Here is a 24,120-nt window from a genome sequence, read left to right as displayed (position 1 = left end):
AATTACTATGTCAGAAACAGTATTTTTCAATCCCGGAGACTCCCTTGGTAACTTTCATGACTACAACGATGCAGTTCGTTCTGCCCAACTCTATCGTGATAAGCAAATCGAGTCCAAAAACGTCGTAGTAGTTCATGGCAAAGATAAAAAATCATTCGATATTTTCCTTTCGGATAACGCTCAATCAAACGATAAGAATAACGATCAAACTTCACCATATTATGTCAATAAACGAATCTAATTGATTGATTTGATTTAATTGGAAATTACGTAGTTATTAGTGTACAATTGATTATATCAAGTAACCAAACGTATGTTCGCAATTATGTAAAAGGAAAGGAATTTTATGGCAAATTCTAAAAACAGTGCAGACGGGCGTCAAATCGAGCTCGACAAAGCACTTAGCAAGATTAAGAAAGAATTTGGGACTGGTGCTATTATGCGCATGGGCGAATCACCTAACCAGAACGTGGATTCCATCTCAACCGGTATCTTATCATTAGATATCGCCCTTGGAATCGGTGGTTTCCCGCGTGGTCGTGTAGTTGAGATTTTCGGTGCCGAGTCATCTGGTAAGACTACCATTGCCCTTCAAACCGTTGCTGCTCTGCAACAGGCTGGTGGGACCGCCGCATATATCGATGCTGAAAACGCAATGGATCCTGAATACGCCAAAAGTCTTGGTGTTAACATTGATAGCCTTCTGTTATCACAACCAGGAACCGGTGAAGAAGGACTTCAGATTGCCGATGCCTTGGTTCAATCAGGAGCCATTGACCTCATCGTTGTCGATTCAGTTGCAGCTCTTGTTCCAAAGTCTGAAATTGAGGGTGACATTGGTGACTCTCACGTTGGTTTGCAGGCTCGTTTAATGTCACAGGCCCTTCGAAAGTTAGCTTCTAGTATCAATAAGACCAACACGGTGGTCATCTTCATTAACCAACTAAGAGAAAAAGTTGGTGTGATGTTTGGTAACCCTGAAACCACACCTGGTGGTCGTGCCCTTAAGTTCTACTCAAGTGTTCGACTTCGTGTTAGTTCCGGTAAGCAATCAAAGGAAGGCCAAGATGTCGTTGGCCGAGAAACCAAGATTAAGGTTGTCAAGAACAAGGTGGCTCCACCATTTAAGACCGTTGATACCCTGATGAGTTTCGGTAAGGGAATTGAACCAATTGCCGACATGGTCAACTTAGCCGTTGACAAGGACATCGTTGACAAATCTGGATCATGGTACTCATACGGTGAGGAACGTTTGGGACAAGGTCTAAACAAGACCGTGGCCAACCTGCGTGACAAACCTGAGATGGTCAAAGAAATTAAGCAAAAAGTCAGAGAAGCATATGGCATCGCCAATGATGAAGAATCAAAGAACGATGACAGTGGTGATGATTCCAAATCCACCAAGTCCTCTGACGATAAGGCAACTACTAAGAAAGCAACAAAGGCAAGTACCAAGAAAGATAGTGGAACTAAATTAGACGTTTAGTCTTAAACGAAAAACGCTTAACCATGAAAATCATGGTCAGGCGTTTTTTTGTATGATAAAAACTACTTCATCTAATACTTTGACCAATGTCATGGATAAACCGTAAATATCTTTCGACCAAGGGTAGATTTGGGATCAGTTCTTCGTTAAAGATATAATGATTACGATTCTGTTCTGAAACTTGACTAGCAGTTATTATGTGGACTATCTGAGCCACTTCGTTAGGGTTAAAACAGATTGGATACTCTAACAACCTCTCACTAAGTTCTGATACGTTAAAAATCGTGTCCCGATGGCTTAACACCCGACAATTATCATTCGCATTAACAATCAATGAATGAACGTTATTCATTATTTCCCCACTCTCTCCATTCATCGATAAATTATCACTTAATAAGTTCCCAATGGCTTTTTTATGGTCTAGGATTTGTTGAGCTACGTTAACAAAGTGCGTTTCTTTATCATATTTGTCCCTTCCAATTAAGTAACCACTTTGGGTCTCTTCGATGTACCTAGACGTTGTCCAATTTTTAACTTCAAAGATAAATATTCCTCTTTGGGAAATCAAAATTACATCTTGTTGATTCCTATTCGTATGACCATCACCATAATCATTCCATACGTTACTATTAGAAATCACGTCTCCAAGACCATTGACCGCATTTGCGACCCGATTTTCACCGTCATTACCCACCATGATTTTACTGTATTCTTCCTTTAAATCACTCAGGTGTTCGCTAAACTCATCAATTGCGGCAAAGTTGTCATAAATATTCTCATTGTAATTATTCTTAATCTTTTTCACATTATAGTAGTATTCATGAGTCAGATAAATTAGTCGATTAACTATTTCCATCTCATCATCATAGTTGATATTGAACTGATCATTAACTAATCGAAGTTGTCTCATCAGAAGATCGCTATAATCTCCATTTGACAATTTTCGTCTTACAATCACATTTTGAGCAATAGCGGGAAATTCATTTAATTCATCTAAATTTATTCCATATTCATTTAGCTTTTTAGTAAAATTCGGTCGTTCGCTTCTCCTGACAAGAAAATCATTAATTAGACTCGCAAGCCAACGTAAAAGAAAAAACACCAACCCAGCGGCAATCAGGCTCCCCCAAAATCCATCAGTTGGTAATAGCCTAAAGAAGACAAAAATCCCAATCATTAAAAATAACACTTGGAGGCAATCGTACGGGTCAAACCAAACACCAAGAAGCAAAAATCCGCCCCCACAATAAAAAAGAAAATAAGAAATTTCCAAGGATCCCTGCCCCTGAGAAGCAATTAAGTATAAAGAATGCAAGACAAATAATGGTCGCTAAAGCCATCCAAATCTTATGATATCCGTCCATAATTTTCTCCTAGAAGAATGATTTATTACTAAAGTACTAACATAATATTATAAACCCTTTAATATCAATTAATTACCACAAAAAATACCCATTCACTTTTTTAGCGAATGGGTATTTTTTCTATTTCTATTTAAGCTTTTCGCATTAATTTACTACCGACATAATAAACGATCGCAACCACAATCATGGAAATGAAGGTCGCACCAACCGTCGCCTTAACAATCGGCAACAGGTTCAAACCAATGTAGAGTACCACTCCAATGGCGATACATGCCATCGCAAACCAGTTAATGCCACCCTTGTACCAGTACTTTCCAGTAGGAGTTGCCAAGGCTTTCAAATCATATTTTCCGTCTGATAAACCAAAGTAATCAACTACCAAAATGGCAATGATAGGACCAAGGAACATCCCAGTATAATTCAAGAATGCCGTGAACGCATCCAAGAAACTGCCATTAATCAGTGGAACCAGGGTCAAAATCATGGATAGAATCGTAACGATGAACAGAGACTTGTTCAGACTAATCTTGGGAATCAGGTTGTTTAAAGCCGAGCCACCGGATTGAATGTTGACGGCGTTAGCGGTCATACTAGTCAAAACAATGACAACCATCGCAATCAAGCCAAGTCCTAATTTATTGGCAACGGTACTAGGATCCGAATTGTTCGGGTTAAACACGCCAGAGGTTACAGCAACACTCAGAGTTGTACATAAACCAATGATCACAAAACTGACCATTCCTAAAATGGCACCCACGTAAGGGGCTTGGGTGGAAATTCGTTTACTAGAGGTAAACCTAGTAAAGTCCGCTCCACCAACAACCCAGCCTAATGCGGCTGCAGCAATCGTATCGAGCGCCACTCCAAATGGCATTTTAGACTTCATTGGAACCTGATACTTAGCAATCTGGGAGAACGATACGTCGCGAAAGACCACGATCACTTCGATAATGACAAAGATAATTACCAAAACCACTCCGATTCGTTCGATAATCTGAACTGATTTCGGTCCCGCAATGATACTTAACAAATGCAGGATACTCATGATGATGATCCCAACGATAATCCCAAAGTAACCACCGGGTTGGCCAAACAACGCCCAACCAAACATACTATGAAATAAGTATGCTAAGGACGTAGCGGCAATGAACGTGTTAACCGCCGTCCAACCCATGAACAAGGTTAGGTTAATGACCGATGGAACGACACTTCCTCGAATCCCAAACGGTGCTCGCGACAGAATCGTGGTGGACGCTCCCGTCTGATATCCCATGTATCCCACCATGCTCAAGAACGCAAAGGCAATCACTGAGGCAATCACTGCGGAACTAATTCCACCGAAAAAGCCGGCAGCAGCAATCACTCCTCCAATAAACCAGGTTCCGTTGTTGGCGTTGGCGCCGAACCACGTGGCAAACATATCCCAATAATTCATGTCTCGTTCGGAAATTGGGATTGACTCAAATGCATATTTCTGATTACTCTCCATTTTATCCTCCAATTATTAACGACTGGTTTGGTTTACTATCTGATGGTCGTATCTGCAACATATTTCAAGTATAACACTGAAAATTAGCTCTACCATGAGGAATTATGACTCCTACTCACCTCTTTAAATCTTTACACCTGGTCATGTGAACGATCAATATGTTGTAAATTCTATCATTCGACTTTTCTTGAGGCAACAAAGTTACATAATTAACAATGTTCGTATTTTTTGTAAAATAAAAAACGCTAATCATATTTGATTAGCGTTTTTTTAATTTACTTCTTCGGTACTACTCGTTGCAAACTGTTATTTGAAAGTAGGTATAAATATTCGTCTTTAACTGGTTTGCCCAAAATGTCTGACAAGGCAATTCCATAGATATTAACCTGGCCACGATACTGGTCAATGATCTTTTCAACGCTAGCATCCATTTTTTTAGGATTAACGAAGTCGGTTTTGTAGTCAAACAGAACCGGACCATCATCTAAATCAAGGTAGCCATCGATAATTCCGTGGACCAGGAGTTTTTGATCCGCGTCATTTTCAAATTCCGAGAAGATCTGTTCTGCGGAAATTAGCAGTGAAAACGGAACTTCTCGGTGAAGTCGATCGGGATGGGCCTTGATTAATTGACCAAGCTCACTCTGGTAGAATTTCACCACGGAATCAATGTTGACCTTTTTGGCAACCTCCGGCGTAATTAACTTATCATTAACCAACTGCGCCAAGAGTTCAGCAACCGTATCCTGATTGATCGGTTCCTTAACGTTAATCTTCTGCAAAATCAAATGCGTTGCAGTTCCAATTTCCATCGAGTTTGGCTGTCCGACCGATTGCATGAACTGGGGTTGCATAAACGTTGTGTTGTTGTAACGAGTCCGACGCAAGATCATGTTCCGACTCTCTGACACACTGCCTAGCTGGATATTGTCGGGATCGTCAAACAACCGTTTGATTTCTGAAACGGATTGATAAGCCGTCGTGGTGGTTGCTGCATGATACGGATACTTGAAGTCCATGATGTGCTGAATCTGCGACTGATCAATTTGTTCAGTCTTTAGCGTTTGATCTGATGAATTACTAGTAGCTTCAGCTTGACCAGGTTGTTGTAAGTCCTTGGCCGTCACAAATTCCACCTTAAAGTTGGTTGGATCCTTAGACAAAACGTGAGTCGCATCAACCTTACCACGATCCTGATAATAGTTGGGATGACGTACCAGAGAAGCACCAATCCAATCCATGAAACTCTTGGCGCCACTTCGCATCGACTGATCCAATACCATGTTAGGGCTTTGGTAGGCTCCTTCCCATTTCTTGGTTTCAGTTTCAGCCGTATTCTTGTTCTTAACAATTCCGGTAATGTAAAGTTGTTGCTCAGCACGCGTCAAAGCAACATAAAGTTTACGCATTTCTTCCGCCAAATTGCTGTTTTTCTTTGCGGCCATAATCGCTACATACTGCAAAGTTGGTAATAATTCATGTTTAGATTGATCAAAGTATTTAATGCCAATTCCTAATTTGTTATTCAAAACATACCGATTCTTTTCGGCAGATTCATTGAAATTTTTAGTGGCGTCCATTAAAAAAACGACCGGAAATTCAAGTCCCTTACTACCGTGAATCGTCATGACGTGGACCGAATCTGTCTCAATATCGGCGGGAGCCTCAGCCAGGTCATCGTCCTTATCCTGAAGTCGTTTGACGAATTGAACAAAGGCAAATAGACCTTTGAAACTACTCTTTTCGTATTCCGAAGCACGTTCGTACAATGCATGCAAATTAGCTTGACGCTTCTTGCCAGCTGGCATCCCACCAACGTAATCCAAGAACCCAGTCACACTGTAAATGTGCCAGATCAAGTCAGATAATTCGTGTTTCGTCGCAAAATCCTTGAAATCTTTTAATTGGTCCAGAAACAGTTGGACTTTCTTAGCAACCAAATTCCCAAATTCATTAGGCTCTTGTGACGGATAATGATGGTAAAAATCAAGGATGGACGCAAAATAATTACCGGTCTTGTGGTTAATCCGCAGATAAGCCATTTCATTTTCATCCATCCCCACGATTGGCGAACGCAGAACTGCTGCCAATGGGATGTCCTGGTACGGATTATCAATAATTTGAAGCAGCGACATCATAATCTGAACCTCAGTGGTCTTAAAGTAACTTTCACCACCGTCAATTGATAGTGGAATTCGTTTCTGTAAAAATTCTTTGGAGAGGTTCAAATTATTATTCCGCGTGGGTTCCAAGATCGCAATGTCACCGTAGCGAATGTCTCGCATCTCATGCGTGGTCTTATCGTAGATCTGCATCTTCTTTTGTATCAAATCCTGAATCTGATCGGCCACCATGCGAACTTGACCCTCGGAACTAGTGTCAGGTTTCATCGTTAAATCTTCGTCATCATCTTTAGAGCCATCATCAACATACATCATGACGTTGGCGTTTGATTTGACGGAATTACCATAATAGGTCGCACCATACTTCAACTTGGCGTTTCCGGTATAGTCCATTTCACCAAGACCACGATCCATGATCTGAGAAAAAACCAAGTTGGTAAAATCATCGACGTTTTTAACCGAACGGAAATTGTCAGACAATTCAACCGCGGTGTCCTTATTATCAGATTCCTGATAATGATCCAGTTTTTCCAAAAACATTCCCGGATCCGCCAAACGAAAACCGTAAATTGACTGCTTAACGTCGCCCACCATAAACATGTTTTCGTGCTGCTGATTCTTCATCGCACTTAAGATCGCATCTTGTAGTCGGTTGTTATCCTGATACTCATCAACCATGATTTCATCAAAGTAATTCTGCAATTGTCGCTTGATTTCTTGGCTGTCTTCACTCTTACCAGTCAGGATGTTCAACGCAAAATGTTCAATATCAACAAACTCGTAAGCATGCTTCTGTTTTTTGACTGCTGCATAACGCTTTGAAAAAGTTTGAACAACCTCCACTAATTTCTTAACTAATTTTTCCGCCTGCTTAATGACATCTAAATTAGCATCTTCTTTGGCAAAGAAGTACTTGGACTGGATTTTAGTTACTATATCCTTGGCACTTTTACGAAGAGATTGCCCCTGATTTTTGAACTCTTCTTGACTATCATCAAATGACCCTTTACCTGGCAATCTTTTAAAAGTTAAATCTTTAAACATTTGATAAAGCGTATCCCATGTAGCGGTTCCCAAACGATCATAAATTTGATTAAGTTGCTTTATATCGTTGTTTACAATATCAGCATGTTTAGTCAAAGCCCCATCCAAGAATTCCTGCTTAGCCTGTTTGAAAATTCCAATGGCTTGCTTAATCTTATTTTGAATTTCAGGCAGCAGGTACTTCTGGTAAAAATTGCTTTGGGTAATGTTGTCATCCATTTGGTACAAATCAACTAAATGATTAAGCCATGCCTTAGGATCTTGATTAGCGTTAGAAAAATCATAAAGACTCAATACCACGTCAGTTAAACCATCATCACCACGATCGTTAGAAAAGTTTCTAGTTAATCTGGCAAATGAACCGTCTTCGTCATTACCGTATAGATCCTCTCGGACGTCTTCCCAGACGGAATCACGCAACATTTCTTGCTCAGTTTTATCGGCTAAAATCCGAAAATTAGGATCTAGATCAATGGCGTAGTAATCCTTCTGGACCAACCACTGACAGAAGGCATCCATCGTAGAAATGTGTGCAACCGACAACTTTCGGATCTGTTTTACCAGGTTACGCTTCTGTTCGTCATCATTAGACTGATTAACCTCGTCTTGTAAACCTTTTTTGATCCGATCACGCATTTCCTTAGCGGCCGCTTTGGTAAACGTCACAATCAAAAGGTGGTCAACATCGACCCCGTGTTCCACCTTATTGAGTACCCGTTGCACCAAAACTCTGGTTTTTCCCGAGCCAGCTGAAGCTGACACCAAAGCGTTTCCAGGAAAATTTTCCGTGATAGCCTTTTCCTGTTCTGGGGTAAAATTCATACTATTGTCCGCCATTATTGCGTTCCTCCTCTCTTAAGAAGTTAATGACATCCTTATTATTCCCCATGTCTTTCACAATTCGATAATTATTTTCAGTTAATAATGAGTCAAATTGCATAACCGATTTGTAAGGAGAATAATCAATATTTGATTTATCCTTATACTGAGATGGTTCCAACTTAATGTTCCCAGCAAAAATCTGTTTCCCAGCATTCTTAATCCGTTCCTCAGTTCGTCTCAACAGTAGTTCCAAGTCATGGGGCTCAATGATATTTTTTTTAATGGAAATTGCGTCCAATTCTTTACCACCTTTTTTAAATTTATAAGGATAGATCATGGAAGAATCAGCAACGTTATTCACCATGTCTTTCAACATACCATCGTTATTAACCAACAAGCCACTGTACTTATGTTTCTTCATCAAAGCTGCTTCAATTTGTTTTATGTCATCGAAATTTTTGACTTCACTAGGTTTTAAAACTGGATCAAAGATGTGCATGTACAAGGCACTAGCTAATTTCGCCTTGTCGGTACTGGAGAGCTTATCTTGATTTTGAACGACGGCATCGAGGTATGTCATCATCTGCATCCGTGTCCCGTCGTAAGCCTCCGACAGATCAATATCTCTGTCACTAGATTTGTAGTCAACAACACCAAGATACTCAGTCCCATCGAGGAACATTTGGTCAATGCGGTCAATTCGTCCCCGCACGTTTACCGAATGATGATCGCCCAAATCAAAGTTCAAGCCGTCAATACCGTTGGTTTCACTGGGTTCACCAAAGATGATTTCGGTGTTCTTCGGACGCATCTTGGTGTAATGGGACTGGTCACGCAAAGTGGTCGCCATCTGCATTACCGTTTGAACCAATTGTTTAGAAATGTATTCCATCCGATTAGAACTCTTTAAAATTTCGTACTGCAGATCCGGATCGTTCTCGATAATGGAACCTGTAATTTCGTTCACCATGTTTCTAATCTGTTCATTGGAAAGATCCGTAATATCAATGTGCTTATCGTTAATCTCTTTAATCAACTTATCGAGTGACTCGTGATAGAAGGTTCCGGTACTGCTGGGATCGAGATTAAATTCATCTCGTTCTTTCAATCGTAGTCCGTACTTTAAGAAATACTCATACGGGTCATAGTAAAATTCTTCTAGCTTAGAAATGGAAGTTGTGATGGAATTACCATACAAGCCGGTCACAATCTCTGGTTTTAAAGCGGCGGGAACATTCTTGTACGTCAAACTCCCCATTAATTTCTGGGTAATGGTCCGCATGGTTGGATCGTTTTCTAAGTACGCTTTAATTTGAGTCCAGGCTTGCCCTAATTGCTTGCCATTAACCTTGGCATCAAGTGAAGCCTTTACTAGGTATTTCAACGTGGCTCGCTTGGAACCAACATACTGCCGAATATCATTTGAATCAGGACTGGGAGTAGCGGAGACGTGCTTTTCTTCCAGGTTGAAATGATCCTTAATTCGAGCTACATATGGTGAAATGGCCTGGGTTACGTCACTTTCTCCCCCACCCAAGTTATACGAAAAGACCAGCTTGGAATCAGGCGTCATGAACGCCAAGTAGTTTAAGTAGGGTTCGTTAACCATCTGCGTCTCACTATTATCATTTAAGTACTGATCATCGGTGAATTGTTCATTCATCTGATCGCGATCGGCATCGTTTAAAAGACTGTTATTTTCAATGGTAGCAGGCATACTATTGTCGTCGGCCCCCATCACAAAGGTCACTTTTTTATTATTAAGCTGGACTAAACCAGTTTCAGAAATGGTGACCTGATCCAAGGTTGATGGAATCTGGGAGTATGAAGCTCCCTCAAATCCAGCTTTCAAAAGATCCAAGAAGTTATCCATTTCAAAGGGATGGTCACCTAGAAAGGTCACAAAGTCATCCAGCAAACCACACAGCGTGTTCCAAACTTGTTCAGATTGACCAGCTTCCTGTAAGTCACCACGTTCGGTGGCCTCATCCTGCCAGTGTTTTAGTTCATTAATAACGCCGTTCTTATCCAAAAATTGATACAGGATGTTGGCTGCGTCTTTCCCAGTTTTGGCCTTAGCCATCTTCTTATAAAATGGTGGTAACGTGTCTTTTACAAAATGGCGAATCACATTGATGTCAGCGGAAATTTCCTTATTCCGATTGGAGACAATACCAGTGTCATTGTCAGAAATGGTGGCGTATTCCCAGTCTTCATCCTGCGTCCAACGTTTCCCCTCGTAACCATTTTTTAGAACTAAATTTTCACACAACGAAAGACAACGACGATAACGATCAATATTCATCGGGTTGCCATCCTGGTCATGAGGAATCAACAACTCAGACTTAAGTAAACGCATCACATCGTCATATCGATAGTTACGCTTGCGATCCGCGCGATAGATAGAGAACAACGCATCAATTAGTTCCACTAGGGGATGATTATCCATGTGTTTCTGAATGTCCACGAAGTACGGAATTTGTTGCATCTGAAAAATGGGATCGATGACGTTTTGATACTTATCCAAGTGTCTGGTAACCACCATAAAATCAGAGTATCGGAAATGTCCCGTTGCGACCATTTGGCGAATCATCGTGGCAATATTCATCAGTTCATCGTAGTTTGAATCAGCCCGAAAGAGGGCTACGTCAGGATTACCGTTTGTCTTGGGTTGAATTGGGGAACCAACTTCACTACTTGCGATCCAGTAGTCCTCAAGTTCCTTTAAACCGTCACTACAACGACAGTCGTCAGCGTACTGGTCGGTCATAACCTTAGTTCCACTTTCCCGAGCGTACTGGTACAACTGATGATAAAGTCGTCCTGAGCGTAAGAAGAACGCCGAATTATCCGGCATTTCGTTTGGATAAGCATGGTCGAGGTTAAGGTCAATCGTGATGTCATTAGCCTTATCAATTAGGGTCTTGACGATCTCAAGTTCTTGGGCCGAAAACTGCGAAAAACCACTGATGTAGAAGTGCATCTGGGACAAATCGGTGTCAGTCAGATACTGATTCAACATTTCCAGTGTGACAGAGGAATCAACGTATTTTCCGTCCGTCTCTTTCAAAAATTCACGATAAATTACGCTGATATCATGCAATTTTCCCTGTAATTCAGGATTAATCGTTCCGGGATCGAGATCAGCAATCTTGTCCAACGTATCCGGGTCGATCTTCCCCTGCTGCAGTTCGTTAATCTGATCTGCCACTTGGGAAATAAAACCAGGTTGGGCTCCCTCACCCTTAAACACAGTCAGCTTGTCCTGGTAATTCTCAATGATCTGAAAGATGATCATGTTAATGGCGTCCTTTGAGAGTCGTGGTAGTTGATAACCTTTACTGTTACCAAGGAAATACCACATCAATCGAGAAAACGAGAAGACCTGAACGCGAGTCTCGGCAAACGTGCTCTGGTCATCATGATTCAGTTGTTTGAGCGTTCCTAGTTCGGACTCGAACTTAATGTGATTCGGTACCAAATAGAAATAAGTATCATGTGGATGTTGCTGCATGGAGTGGTCAAGGTTATCGATCACCCTTTTAAAGTGATCGTTGCTGGCCTTGCCGAGTACGAATTGTAGTGCCATTATGCTTTCCTTTCTGAGTGTTCCTCAATGAGAGCCTGGGACTGATTCTTAAAACTGCCGTTCACGATCGCATCAATCACGAAATGGGCAATCGTTTCATGTGAAACAATTCCAACCGGCACGGGCTGTCCTTCTTCAATCGTGTGGCCGTCATTGTGCTTGGTATTAACTACATTAACGAGTCGAAAAATGGTGTACGGAATTTCTGATTCATCAATAACTTTAATGGCATACTGTTGTTGTTTTAAAAATTCACTAACGTCATCGACCCCAGGGTAATCCAGTTCACCGTCGACTTCCTTATCAATTCCCGCGGCTGACAGAAAAATGATCCGAGTTGGATTCAGACGTCCCGAATAAATGACGGAAAAGAGTGCCTCCATGTCTAAATCAACGTCCAAGGGTCCTAAAAAGGAAACGATCACGTCGACATCTTTCAGGTGACCTCGGTACGTCTGTTCCTGCGTAAAATCGCCCGTCGTTATTTCATGAACTTTAAATTCATTTTTTGAATTAAAATAGTTAAAGACCATTTGTTCGGCCTGCGTTTTTCCAAGTAGTAAAATATTTTTCATCTCTAAAACCCCATTTATATCTTTATTCTATCAAATTTGTCAACGACCGTTAATGCATATTTTTTTGCGACCAATTAATATTGTTCGTGATTTGACACATTTTAACATTATGTTATCCTAATATCGTGGTTCATTTTTTTAAAACCGAATATTAATGTGATAGGAGTTGTGGAAATGGCTAATCGAATTGCCTCGTTTTTTCACTTTCAGGAACTGGGAACAAACTTTACCCGTGAAACCATCGCGGGAGTCACGACCTTTGTTTCCATGGTGTATATCTTATTCGTAAACCCGAACGTTTTGGGTGCTGCAGGAATGGATAAGGGTGCCGTCTTTACCGCGACCGCTCTTGCTTCTGCATTTGGCTGTTTCCTAATGGGAATCATCGCAAACTATCCGTTTGCGTTATCTGCTAGTCTGGGTCTGAACGCTTTCTTTGCTTACTCGGTATGTATTGGGATGCACATCCCCTGGCAGACTGCCCTTGCTGGCGTGTTCGTTGCCTCAATTCTCTTCGTCATCTTGACGCTACTCAAGTTGCGTGAAAAGATCATCGACTCGATCCCGTCCGACCTTAAGTCCGCCATTGCTGGTGGAATTGGATTGTTCATCGCCTTTCTTGGCTTAAACAATGGTGGCCTAGTGGTTGCCAACAAGTCAACCCTAGTAGGCTTGGGATCTTTCAGCAACCCACTCACGTTGCTGACGGTCGCTGGACTGGTCATCACGTTATTCCTGATGGCCGCTAACGTTCCCGCATCCATCTTCATTGGAATGGTTGCTTCAGCTGTAATTGGTGTGCTCTTCGGTTTAATCAAGATGCCTACCGGGATCGTCTCCGGAGTTCCAAGCATCAAGTCCACTTTCTTAGTTGGACTATTTAACGTTGATAAAATCAACACGCCTCAACTAATCGTTGTCGTGCTAACGTTCCTACTGGTAACTTTCTTTGACACCGCCGGAACACTGGTTGGTTTGGCCGAACAGGCCGGTTACATGAAGGACAATAAGATTCCCCGCATTGGTCGTGCCTTGGGTGCTGACTCGGTCACCATGCTGGTTGGATCACTTCTAGGAACTTCACCAATGGGTGCCTACGTTGAATCATCAGCGGGAATTGCCGTTGGTGGACGTTCCGGATTCACCGTTATCATTACCGGAATCCTATTCTTACTCGCCATGTTCTTCTCACCACTTTTGACCGTCATTACCAGTCAGGTCACCGCACCAGCCTTGATCATCGTGGGAATTTTGATGGCCAAATCACTTGGAAACATTCACTGGAACAAATTCGAAATTGCTGCTCCAGCCTTTCTAATTGCGATTGGAATGCCGTTAACCTACAGTATTTCAGATGGAATTGCGCTCGGTTTTATTGCCTATCCAATTACCATGATCGCCGCTAAGCGAGGTAAGGAAGTAGGTTGGATGATGTACGCCTTAGCCATTATCTTCCTGGTCTTCTTGTGGATCTTGAACATTAAATAATTAAAAACAAAAATATCTTCATAGAATATATATTCTATGAAGATATTTTTTAATTCATATTCTCTTACAATAGCATATATAGGCTCACTTATTTTAAAAATTCAAGCTACTCTTTTGCATATGCTCACTAATGAACTATACTAAGGGTGAGATTTGAGTTAGCTAACTGATTCTCATAGTTATTGGTAATTAATGTGATAGATCGTGTTTTTTATAAAACAAAGAAGAATTACTATGGCATATGAGACTGTTAATCCATTCAACAATGAAACTATCAAAACCTATCCCAACGCTACTGACAAGGAGTTAGAGCAAGTCTTAAAGACTGATGATGCCCTCTATAAAAAGACCAAGAAACAAGATATCAAAAAGCGGGCCAAAATCCTTCATAACGTTGCTAGCGCACTACGAGACAACAAAGACGAACTCGCTAAGACCGCTACGATCGAAATGGGTAAGTTATTCCGTGAATCACAAGGTGAAGTTGAGCTATGTGCGATCATCGCTGATTGGTTTGCCGATCACAGTGAAGAACTACTTCAGCCTAAAGCCCTTACTTCAGCGGTTACTGGTCAAGCCGAGATGCACTATCACGCTCTTGGAACACTAGTAATGGTTGAACCTTGGAACTTTCCTTACTATCAAATCATGCGGGTCTTTGCCCCTAATTTTATGGTTGGAAATCCCATGATTTTAAAGGATGCTTCTAACATTCCTAAGTCAGCCCAGTCGTTTGCGGACGTAATCAAAGAAGCTGGTGCCCCTAAAGGCGCATTGACCAACATGTTCTTATCATACGATCAGGTTACTAAGGCCATCGAAGACAAACGGGTTCAAGGTGTCGCCCTAACCGGATCTGAACGTGGTGGATCATCAGTTGCCGAAGCGGCCGGTAAGAACCTTAAGAAAAATTCGATGGAACTCGGTGGAATGGATCCGTTCATCATCTTGGACGATGCTGATTTAGATAAAGCTGAGGACATTGCTTGGCGGGTTCGACTCTATAACGATGGTCAGGTTTGCTGCTCTGACAAACGGTTCATCGTGATGGATAATGTCTACGACAAGTTTGTCGCAAAATTAAAGGAAGACTTCAGCAAGGTTAAAATGGGTGACCCGATGGATCCATCTACTACTCTTGCTCCAATGAACTCAAAGAAAGCAAAAGATAAACTTCAAGCTCAAGTTGATGCAACCGTTAAAGCGGGAGCTAAGGTGGTCTACGGTGATCAACCAGTTGATCTCCCTGGCCAATTCTTCATGCCAACCATCTTAACCAACATCGACAAGTCCAATCCAGGTTATTCAACTGAATTCTTTGGGCCAGTTGCCTCGGTCTACAAAGTTCACAGTGAACAGGAAGCCATTGAGATGGCCAACGATAATCCTTATGGATTAGGTGGAATTGTCTTCTCTGGCGACCCTCAACGTGGTGCGAAGGTAGCCGATCAGATTGAAACCGGTATGGTCTTTGTCAACAACTTCCTGGCATCCCTCCCATCATTACCATTTGGTGGCGTTAAGGGATCTGGATACGGCAGAGAAATGAGTGACATTGGTCAAATGGCGTTCGTTAACCAACAATTAATCGTCACCGCGCAGGAACCAGACATGCATAACTTAGCTGGGGCCTTAATCGCGACCGATCCACAAAAATAAATAATAAATAGTCATTAAAAAGGGATGAACCCAGTGAGGTTCATCCCTTTATTTTTTACTTTATAGAATTGGTGACAACAAGCGGCTAAAATGCTGCTTGAAGTTCAACCACCATGACTCAGACTCAAACATCTTAGTGGTTTGTAACGTGCTCTTCTTTAGGTCTTCCTCAAAAATCTTTCCCATTCGTTTCCCAAACTCTTCATCGTAGGTAAACGAATTAATTTCAAAGTTCAACTTGAAGCTTCGGTAATCCATGTTGGCGGATCCAACCGAGACAATTTTGTCATCAACCACGATGGTCTTAGCGTGCATGAAGCCATTGTTATAGTAGTAGACTTTCACACCCAATTTGGTTAATTGACGTGCGTAGTACTGCGTAGCTCGATAAACAAACGGATGATCCGGCATGTCGGGAACGATAATTTGCACATCAACCCCTGACATGGACGCAATCTTTAGGGCGTCTAAAACGGATGGATCAGGAATCAGGTACGGAGTCGTAATCTGCACCTTGTGTTTGGCCATCTCAATCATCTTGATGTAACCAATCTTGATCTGCTCCATACTGGTATCGGGACCACTGGAGACAATCTGCATGACCGCTTCCCCATCAGTATGAATGATAGGATAGTATTTTTTGATCATCTCTGGATTGTTGGGGTTAATCTGAAGTTTGCCATCGGTTGCGTTCCAATCCAAAATGAATTGTGACTGTAATCCGTAGATGGCATTCCCATGAATTCGAATGGAACAATCCTGCCAGTTACCGAACTTCTTACTCCAGCCCATGTACTGGTCACCGATGTTAAAACCACCAACGTAGCCGTGTTCGCCATCGATTACCAAGATCTTGTGGTGATCCCGAAAGTTAACCCGGAAATCAAAGAAATTGGAATGGGTGTGTAAGAACGGATAGGCGTGTCCGCCCGCTTCAAACAGCGGCTTAAAGAATCGTTGGGTCGTGCCCATTGATCCCCATGAATCATAGATGACCCGAACGTCGACGCCTTCTTTGGCCTTCTCAACCAAAGCCGCCAGCACTTTTTTACCGATCTTATCGGCGTAAAACGTGTAAAACTCAAGGTTAATGGAACTTTTGGCATTTTTAATGTCATCAAACATTTGGTCCATTAACTTGTCACCATTCGTAAAAACATCAATTTTATTATTATCATAAAGTGGCGAGGTATCAGAATTCATAAACATTCTAACCATGTTAGCTGATTCCCACGCGATCTTCTTCGACGGTGTGTCAGCATCTTTTGGCTTCTTCAACATCGCCTTTTCTTCGTTAAGTTCATGTTTAACATGTTTCTTCACGCTCCCCTTTAATCGGAAGAATTTACTCTTGGGTAACTTCCTTCCGAAGAAAGCGTAAATAATGAAGCCTAATAATGGTAGAAATACCAACACTAGTAACCATGCCCATGTTGCGGCAATGTCCCGTGGTTGTCTGAACACAGTAATAATCGCAAATAACGCATTACCAATTACGATAATGTGCCAAATTAACATCCAATCAATTGCCATAGTTGATCCTCCTAGGTTTTATACATCTATAATACATAACTTTGGAGGACTTTGCTTACTTTTTTCACGATTAGGGATTAGAATAATAAAGAATTTCGCAAGAAAACGTAGGTGATGAAAATGAATTCATATTTTGTCCTCGGATTACACGGGGTCCACAGCTTTTCGATTCTTCATCGAGTAGTCGATGCTTTAATATCCAATCCCAAAATTGCCACCCTGGTCTTTGCAGCGTTAGTGATCGCAATCCTGGTTTATCAGTTGTTTTTGAAAAAATAAAAAGTGTCCCATAGTGGTTAGACGAGGGTCTAACGATTATGGGGCACTTCTTTTATGATCAATTCATTTATAATGATTATTAATTGTACTTTGAACCCGCTGATTGATGATCAGCAAAAAGGCCAAATTAGAAAAAAGTAATATCAGCATTGGGAAATAATCGATTGGGAGCTGAATTAAAATCAATGCTAATAACCCAAATGTCATTACTTCCACAACGTACAATCCAATTTTTAAAAACCACTTCATCTTACTCTCCCACCCCATTTCTCTTGCTCATACATTAATTATTGGTGCAAATTATACAGGCAAACTAACGTAGTGTCTATGGGATAAGGGGCATGTTATTTATAATTAACGGGATGTTTACGAAACTGTAATAGTGTATAATGTCACAAAAGTATTATCACCGCAGGAGGACAGCCCATGAAAAAGATTTTGAGAGTTGTGACAGAAATCATCATTGGTTTCATATTAGCCATGATCATTGATTTTGTGATGATCTGGGTCGGTTACTATCATTTTTATGGTGCTCATCTCAACCATTTAAATGTAAACATTTTAGGATTATCTACATACGTTATCAGAAGAACTGGAGACGCGGTTGGCGGGATATCAAATAATCACAACATGATGATTTTGAGTGTGATTTGTTCCATACTAATGGTGGTTATTGGTGAAACCTTCTTTTGGTTTCACAGAAAAAGTAAAACAAAAAAGTAACCGTCTTAGCCACGTCACAAAGATGATTACCTTATAATAAAAATATACAATCTTCTGAATATTTATATGTTTTATTCCAAAAGATTGATACAATAATTAAAGAGAAAAGTTAAGACGGTAGCTACTTTAAACTTCAAAGGAGTGGTTAGTATTGCGATGAAATCTATTCGTATATAACCATCCTGAGGAAAGGAGTAGCGCGTGTCCTTATTTGACACGTTAGAATTAGTATTTCAATTCTGTCATTTCATGATAGAACTGATCCAACTAATTCTTAAGTTGGTCCCAGACCAACAAAAAAAGTAACCGTCTTAGCCGCACAAGGCTGATGGTTACTTTATAAACATATAATGTAGCTACCGCTTTAGCGGATCTCGAAGCAGTTGCATTATGTGCAACTGCTTTTCTTTTACAATTCAAGATTATCATATAGAAGAAAATTGTCAACTAAGAACCTAAAAAAGCCACCCATAGCATCCACTACAAGCAGCTCAAAAAATCAATAAAAAATAAACGTTTTAGCTTAGCTGAGGGAAATAACATCCCTCACATTTTCATCCTATCATACAGGATAAATAAGTCAAAATAATTTATTTTCCCTGCCCAGGTGACAAATCTATTGGAAACTAATTTTACAAAGACTATGATAATACTAGGTAATGGTTTACATAGTCCAAATGCTGATGACCTTAAAAGCTGAACTTATAATTGGAGATTTTATTATGGCAGTCAATCTTTTAACGGGTTTAAGTGGCATCTGCTGGTCACTTGTTTATATCATGATGATCTACATTGGTTTTAAGCACAAAACCTACTGCATGCCGCTCTGGGCAGCCGGTTTAAATATTGCATGGGAACTTCTTTATTCCATTAGTAACATCAATACCCTCGGATTCGCGTTACCAACCGTGATTCACGTGTTCTGGTTCTTGCTAGATATTGGCGTTATTGCGTGCTACTTCATTTACGGTAAAAAATATCAAATTAAAGATTTACAGCCATACTACATTCTGCAAGGAATTACCGTTATCCTTGCTTCATTTATCATCGAATACGCCTTTTACGATGCCTTGGGTGCAACGAACGGATCCAATTATTCCGCCTTCTCACAAAATCTATTAATGAGCGTCTTATTCATCGTGATGTTCTTTAAACGACCCAACTTAGAGGGCCAGTCGTTAACGATCGCAATTGCGAAATTTATCGGCACCCTCGCTCCCACCATTTTGGATGGATTTATTCTAAGCTACCGTTTTGTAACTTGGATTGGTTTACTGTGTGCGGTTTACGACATCGCATACATCATTTTAGTGGCCTTAGCCAAAATTGATCTGCATCACGCCAAAACCGCTCAATAATTAAAAAAGCAACTAACCATAATGGTTAGTTGCTTTTTGTTTGGATCAATTCGAATTAGATCGAAATCAATTATTTTTATTGTAATGAATCCCATGGGTCCAGTTTGATTGGAGTCTTCTTCAAAACTTCCTTTTGGGTGTGCTTCAAGTAACTCTTCTTAACAACCACTTCGTAGACAAAGTCCTGCATCCACTCGTCGGTCATTGCGAAGTAACCGTCGTCTCCGACCTTCTTACCCCAGCTGTTTTCGACCTTCCATTTGGTGGGAACATCGTTGATCAGGTCAACTCCAGTCAAGGTCATCGCATGAGAAACTTCGGCTTCATGATACTCTAATCGTTCGGCCTTCGTCATGGTCATGTCAACGCCGAATAAAGCAGCTTGACGGTATAACTTACTGTCCAAGTAGCCCTTCTGTCGGTTCATTTGGTGCAACACATCGTTTCCAAACCAGACGGTCTCGCCATCCTTTAACTGTTTGATGGCAGCTTCCTTCAACTCATCCATTGGAGCGTTCAAGAATTCAATGGGCATCCCGCCCTCAACGTTATTCTGACTTGGGAGTGAGTACATCTCGTCCATCTTCTTGTCAGGTGAATTGGTCAAGACAACGTAGTCGTTTAAATCAACGCCAATGTACTTGTCATAAAACTGTTTTGGTGTCAAACCTTGATCTAAATGATACTTCTTATCGTCATCACGATATTCAAGATCAAAGGTCTTGGGTGGAACGCCAAACGAATAAGCAGTCATCCGGTAGACTTCTGACATCATCTTTTGTTTCATTTGATTAATGTCATAATCAGAAGCGTCCGAGTTAACTAGGTTTCTGAGTACCATTCCGTCATGGCGGAGCTTGCGATCCATCACCTCGTCGTAATCAGTGGTGTCATCAGTTACCGCCGTCTCAGGGAAGGCTTCCTTAGGAATTACCCCATATTTCTGAACCAAAGCGGCTGCCATGGCCCATTGACCGCCATCTTCACCAGGCATGCTTAAGTAGAAATCTACATCTCTATCACTGGTGGGGCGATCAGCTAGCGTGATCATTCGATCGTAAAACATGTTAGCCCGTTCAATCTTGTCCCAGAAGAACAGATAGTTTTGTGATAATTCAAAATTCTTCTTGTTGTACTTAACCGCGAACTTGTGTCTCAAGGTGTTTAAAAGTGAGAACAACCAGCATCTTCCACTGTGCTTTTGGTTGGCAACGGTTCCGGTCTCCAGGTCAACGGAAAAGGTCCGATTCAAACGAACTGCGGTTCGTGGATCTTCTGAAGCCTTGTCAATGCCGTTGGTCATAATGGCCCGCGAGATAACCTCGTTTTTGGGTTGCACTTCAAGGTCAGCCTGCATTTGATCAATGTCATCTGATGTAATTGGATGGTTAAATTCAGTCATTATCTTCGTCCTTTCTTTCGATTAATTAGTTAATTGTAATTCTAAGTCTCAACTAATCGTTTTACAAGCGGAAGGACTAAAAATTAGGATTCGTCATTCGCATCAACTCGGGTCCCCGGTTTACTAGCAGCATTCCCTTTCCGTCTTCAAAGGAGAGCCCTTCAAATTCACGGTGTCCGTCGGTAATGATGGTTCGAACGTCACTCTTCTTCAAGTGACCTAGCTTACTGACTGGGAGGCGCATGATGCCACCGTTTGAGACCAAATACAAATTATTATTTTGGGCATTATAAGCTAATGACTGTGGAACAGTTCCCGGAGCATATCTAATTACCTGGGGAATCAGTTTGAACTGCGCATCATTGTCGCTAATCTGACCCCGATAGATCTTAACGGATCCCTTCGGCGCAATACCATGGTGCGTAATACTGTAAAAATAGGCATTCCCACGTTTGTCAAAGGCCAGTACCATCCCCATGGGAACTGGTCCACTGGAATTAATTTTTACTTTGACTTCCTGCATCGGCTTTAGGGTATCCATATCGAGCCGCTGAACAACCGGTTTAAACCCATTTTGTTTCACAAACCACATTTGTTTATTCTTTGGATTGTAGGCCAAGGACTGCCCGTGCCCAGTCTTAAAAATGGGACCAATCTTAATCCCGTCTAGCTGGGTCTTACTGTGTCTGAATTTACTCATATAACCAGGTAAATTAAATCCTAGTTGTTGAAGCTTTTTAAGATCATAGCGGACCACAAAGCCCGTATCAGAACCACCATAAAAGGTGTACATCACATAGGCGTACTGTCCGTGTAAGACCACACTTTGTGGATTCCGCATTAGTCGGTGATTCTCGTCGTTCATTTGGGAATATCTACTGGTGTAAGTGGGAAGAAAGTACTGGGTGATAAAGTCTGAATGTCCCTCTCCCCGAATTGTATGTAAAGTATTAGGAAAATTATCGCCTTGTTTATAAACTGGGACGTATTGGTAGTTTCCCCGTGAATAGTCTTGATTGTTAACCACTTGATAATGCTGCGGTTTCTGTGGTGATTGGGCTGTCTTAGAGTTCGGTTTCATGAACTCCAAAATATAAAACACTGCCGCAAACCCAATGATCACTAAACATATGACAATTGAAAACTTTCTTACCAAGTCTCTCATATCATCCTCCAAAAATTAATTTAAATAAAAAGCCCACCATAAATGATGAGCTTTTTATTGATTTAATATCCTAATTCATTGATATTATAACGCTTTTGTTTAGTTGTATTCCATGGGAAAGTCTTCACAACCCCAACAACCTTCTTCTTTGGAACAAAGCCCCAATAACGACTGTCGTTGGAAACACTTCGATGATCCCCTAAAACAAAGTATTCTCCATGAGGGACCTTCACAGCACCCTTGTTTTTAGGCCAGTTCTTAGACAAACTTGTTAGATCCCAGTCACCGGGCATGCGGTTATAGTAAGTTCCCTTTTGTTGCTGATCCTTACTGATGTAGTCCTGATTAACCTTCTTGTTGTTCACGTAGATGTTTCCACCACGAAAGGCAACGGTGTCACCAGGAAGACCAATGACCCGCTTGACGTAGTCAGTGTTAGGAGCTGCGGTGGGATCTTCTCCCGCTGCATCAAACACAACTACACTGCGGTGCTTAATCTTAGCCTGTCTGAAAACCATGATCCGCTCGCCACTCTCAAGGTTAGGTTGCATCGAAGGGCCATCAACCTTGGCCAGCGTAAATAGATACTGTCTGATTAGTAAGGCCAGGATCAGTCCAATCGCAATTGGAATCACCCAACTCATGACACTCTTAAAAAATTTCATTTCAACTTCTCCTCAATCATTATGTATAATTTTATTCTATCACTAATGATTTACTAGGGTATGAACTGAATCCCTAAAATTTTCTTTATATATTTAGTAAGTATACCTTATAATAGCAATTAGTGCGTCATTGATCGAAAAATTTTTACTAGGGATGAAAAAATGGAAACAAAAAAGAGTCATATCATATGGTTAGCGATTCTTCTGGGAATTGTGAGCGCAACCGGTCCACTTTCAATGGACCTCTACATGCCAGCACTCCCCCAGATGATGGCAACCTTTCATACCAACGCTTCCATGATGCAGCTAAGTATCACGGCCTGCCTAATTGGACTAGCGGTTGGTCAGGTTATCATCGGTCCCTTAAGTGATCGATACGGACGAAAACCACTCTTAATCATCGGCTTTCTCCTCTTTGCCCTCTCATCTGCCATGATCGCCTTCATTCCTAATATTTATGCCCTCATCTCACTCCGGCTGGTTCAAGGGATTGCTGGAGCAACGGGTCAGGTCATTTCTAGGGCGGTAGCTCGGGACATGTTTGAGGGTAAAATTCTCACGCGGTTTTACTCATTATTAACCGCCGTCAACGGAATTTTCCCCATTATTGCCCCCATTTTTGGTGGCTTGATCATTAAAATAACGGATTGGCAGGGCATCTTCCTAATTCTTGGAGTCATTGGAATTATAATCGTTCTAATGTGCATCTTTGGTATTCCCGAAACGCTTTCTCCTGATAATCGTAGTACCGGCTCCCTATTTCAGTCAGAAGTTCAGATGTTTCACCTGCTTAAAGATCCCAAGTTTTTCCGGTTAGTACTAGCTACCGGCCTTGTCTACGGATCCTTATTTAGTTACATCTCTTCTTCATCGTTTGTCTTTCAAAGTCAGTTTCACATGTCCGTTACCGACTTTAGCTTCCTATATGCCATTAATGGGGTAGCCATTGGAGTTGGAAGTGCCCTTCCAGGACGCCTGGTAATGAAAACTGATTCCATTAAACTCCTAAAAGAATTCATCAAGGCTACCATCGTAACCAGCCTCATCTTGACTCTTAGTGCCATCTGGTTCAAAAACCTCCTAGTAGTAATGATCTTAGTTTTCATTATTTTACTGTTTATTGGAGCCTTACTGACCCTCTCAACGACCGTTGCCATGAACGCTGCTGACCGCAATGCTGGTAGTGCCTCCGCGTTAGTTGGATTAACTCAGAACGCCATGGGCGGGATCGTTTCGCCATTGGTCGGAATTATGGGTGAAAACACCTATCTACCGATGGGACTCATCATTTTAATTGCCATGATTCTCATCAACATGTTGTTGGTTAAACCAAAAAGGGTGAAAAAATAGATTCTA

18 protein-coding genes are annotated in these 24,120 nt (G+C 41.3%); 8 read left to right on the top strand and 10 right to left on the bottom strand.

The window, feature by feature from the left end; all coding sequences use genetic code 11:
* Positions 1-7 precede the first annotated feature (7 nt).
* Both AC6UD2_RS06615 and recA read left to right on the top strand, forming a co-directional pair.
* Entirely contained in the window at positions 8-241 is a 234-nt protein-coding gene (locus tag AC6UD2_RS06615) for a hypothetical protein (protein ID WP_039143716.1), read from the top strand.
* A gap of 105 nt (positions 242-346) precedes the next feature.
* Complete coding sequence (gene recA / locus AC6UD2_RS06610; RefSeq protein ID WP_500698415.1) at positions 347-1,486, top strand: recombinase RecA; 1,140 nt, start codon at positions 347-349, stop codon at positions 1,484-1,486.
* A 67-nt stretch (positions 1,487-1,553) separates the two neighbouring features.
* Here recA and AC6UD2_RS06605 read toward each other — a convergent pair whose 3' ends face one another.
* From AC6UD2_RS06605 to AC6UD2_RS06585, 5 genes are all read right to left on the bottom strand, one after another.
* Positions 1,554-2,717, bottom strand: a complete 1,164-nt coding sequence (locus tag AC6UD2_RS06605; protein WP_500698414.1) for a nuclease-related domain-containing protein — start codon at positions 2,715-2,717, stop codon at positions 1,554-1,556.
* A 263-nt stretch (positions 2,718-2,980) separates the two neighbouring features.
* Entirely contained in the window at positions 2,981-4,339 is a 1,359-nt protein-coding gene (locus AC6UD2_RS06600; RefSeq protein WP_500698413.1) for a cytosine permease, read from the bottom strand.
* Between the two features lie 275 nt (positions 4,340-4,614).
* Positions 4,615-8,343, bottom strand: a complete 3,729-nt coding sequence (gene addA, locus AC6UD2_RS06595; protein WP_500698412.1) for a helicase-exonuclease AddAB subunit AddA — start codon at positions 8,341-8,343, stop codon at positions 4,615-4,617.
* Complete coding sequence (locus AC6UD2_RS06590; protein WP_500698411.1) at positions 8,330-11,917, bottom strand: PD-(D/E)XK nuclease family protein; 3,588 nt, start codon at positions 11,915-11,917, stop codon at positions 8,330-8,332. The genes addA and AC6UD2_RS06590 overlap by 14 nt, the downstream gene beginning before the upstream one ends.
* The gene (locus tag AC6UD2_RS06585) at positions 11,917-12,492 is read right to left on the bottom strand and encodes an NAD(P)H-binding protein (protein ID WP_500698410.1); all 576 of its coding nucleotides are present in this window, start codon (positions 12,490-12,492) and stop codon (positions 11,917-11,919) included. The genes AC6UD2_RS06590 and AC6UD2_RS06585 overlap by 1 nt, the downstream gene beginning before the upstream one ends.
* A gap of 174 nt (positions 12,493-12,666) precedes the next feature.
* On the opposite strand from AC6UD2_RS06585, the gene AC6UD2_RS06580 reads away from it, so the two are divergent.
* Entirely contained in the window at positions 12,667-13,980 is a 1,314-nt protein-coding gene (locus AC6UD2_RS06580) for an NCS2 family permease (RefSeq protein WP_010022083.1), read from the top strand.
* A 234-nt stretch (positions 13,981-14,214) separates the two neighbouring features.
* Positions 14,215-15,639, top strand: a complete 1,425-nt coding sequence (locus AC6UD2_RS06575) for an NAD-dependent succinate-semialdehyde dehydrogenase (protein WP_500698409.1) — start codon at positions 14,215-14,217, stop codon at positions 15,637-15,639.
* A gap of 60 nt (positions 15,640-15,699) precedes the next feature.
* On the opposite strand, the gene cls is transcribed toward AC6UD2_RS06575, so the two are convergent.
* Positions 15,700-17,172: a cardiolipin synthase gene (gene cls / locus AC6UD2_RS06570; protein ID WP_500698408.1), complete on the bottom strand. Its 1,473-nt coding sequence runs from the start codon at positions 17,170-17,172 to the stop codon at positions 15,700-15,702.
* Between the two features lie 120 nt (positions 17,173-17,292).
* On the opposite strand from cls, the gene AC6UD2_RS06565 reads away from it, so the two are divergent.
* Positions 17,293-17,451 carry a hypothetical protein gene (locus tag AC6UD2_RS06565; protein WP_153218755.1) on the top strand — a complete coding sequence of 53 codons (159 nt, stop codon included), beginning with the start codon at positions 17,293-17,295 and terminating at the stop codon, positions 17,449-17,451.
* Between the two features lie 63 nt (positions 17,452-17,514).
* Here the strand turns inward: AC6UD2_RS06565 and AC6UD2_RS06560 are convergent, their stop codons facing one another.
* Positions 17,515-17,700, bottom strand: a complete 186-nt coding sequence (locus tag AC6UD2_RS06560) for a hypothetical protein (RefSeq protein WP_039143696.1) — start codon at positions 17,698-17,700, stop codon at positions 17,515-17,517.
* A 177-nt stretch (positions 17,701-17,877) separates the two neighbouring features.
* Between AC6UD2_RS06560 and AC6UD2_RS06555 the strand changes: the two genes are divergently transcribed.
* Both AC6UD2_RS06555 and AC6UD2_RS06550 read left to right on the top strand, forming a co-directional pair.
* Positions 17,878-18,174, top strand: coding sequence for an LlsX family protein (locus AC6UD2_RS06555; RefSeq protein ID WP_500698407.1), 297 nt, complete (start codon positions 17,878-17,880; stop codon positions 18,172-18,174).
* A gap of 722 nt (positions 18,175-18,896) precedes the next feature.
* Positions 18,897-19,532, top strand: a complete 636-nt coding sequence (locus AC6UD2_RS06550; protein ID WP_010022089.1) for a transmembrane-type terpene cyclase — start codon at positions 18,897-18,899, stop codon at positions 19,530-19,532.
* Between the two features lie 76 nt (positions 19,533-19,608).
* On the opposite strand, the gene AC6UD2_RS06545 is transcribed toward AC6UD2_RS06550, so the two are convergent.
* From AC6UD2_RS06545 to lepB, 3 genes are all read right to left on the bottom strand, one after another.
* The gene (locus tag AC6UD2_RS06545; protein WP_500698406.1) at positions 19,609-20,934 is read right to left on the bottom strand and encodes a C1 family peptidase; all 1,326 of its coding nucleotides are present in this window, start codon (positions 20,932-20,934) and stop codon (positions 19,609-19,611) included.
* A 76-nt stretch (positions 20,935-21,010) separates the two neighbouring features.
* Complete coding sequence (locus AC6UD2_RS06540; RefSeq protein ID WP_500698405.1) at positions 21,011-22,099, bottom strand: hypothetical protein; 1,089 nt, start codon at positions 22,097-22,099, stop codon at positions 21,011-21,013.
* 62 nt (positions 22,100-22,161) lie between these two features.
* Positions 22,162-22,764: a signal peptidase I gene (lepB, locus tag AC6UD2_RS06535; protein WP_500698404.1), complete on the bottom strand. Its 603-nt coding sequence runs from the start codon at positions 22,762-22,764 to the stop codon at positions 22,162-22,164.
* A 162-nt stretch (positions 22,765-22,926) separates the two neighbouring features.
* On the opposite strand from lepB, the gene AC6UD2_RS06530 reads away from it, so the two are divergent.
* Positions 22,927-24,114 (top strand): multidrug effflux MFS transporter, encoded by a 1,188-nt coding sequence (locus AC6UD2_RS06530; protein ID WP_500698403.1) that lies wholly within the window; start codon positions 22,927-22,929, stop codon positions 24,112-24,114.
* Positions 24,115-24,120: the final 6 nt, after the last annotated feature.

The sequence above is a fragment of the Fructilactobacillus sp. X2R5C2 genome (assembly GCF_059901375.1).
Note: the sequence above shows the minus strand (reverse complement) of the source record. Positions and strands in the feature narration are given on the sequence as shown.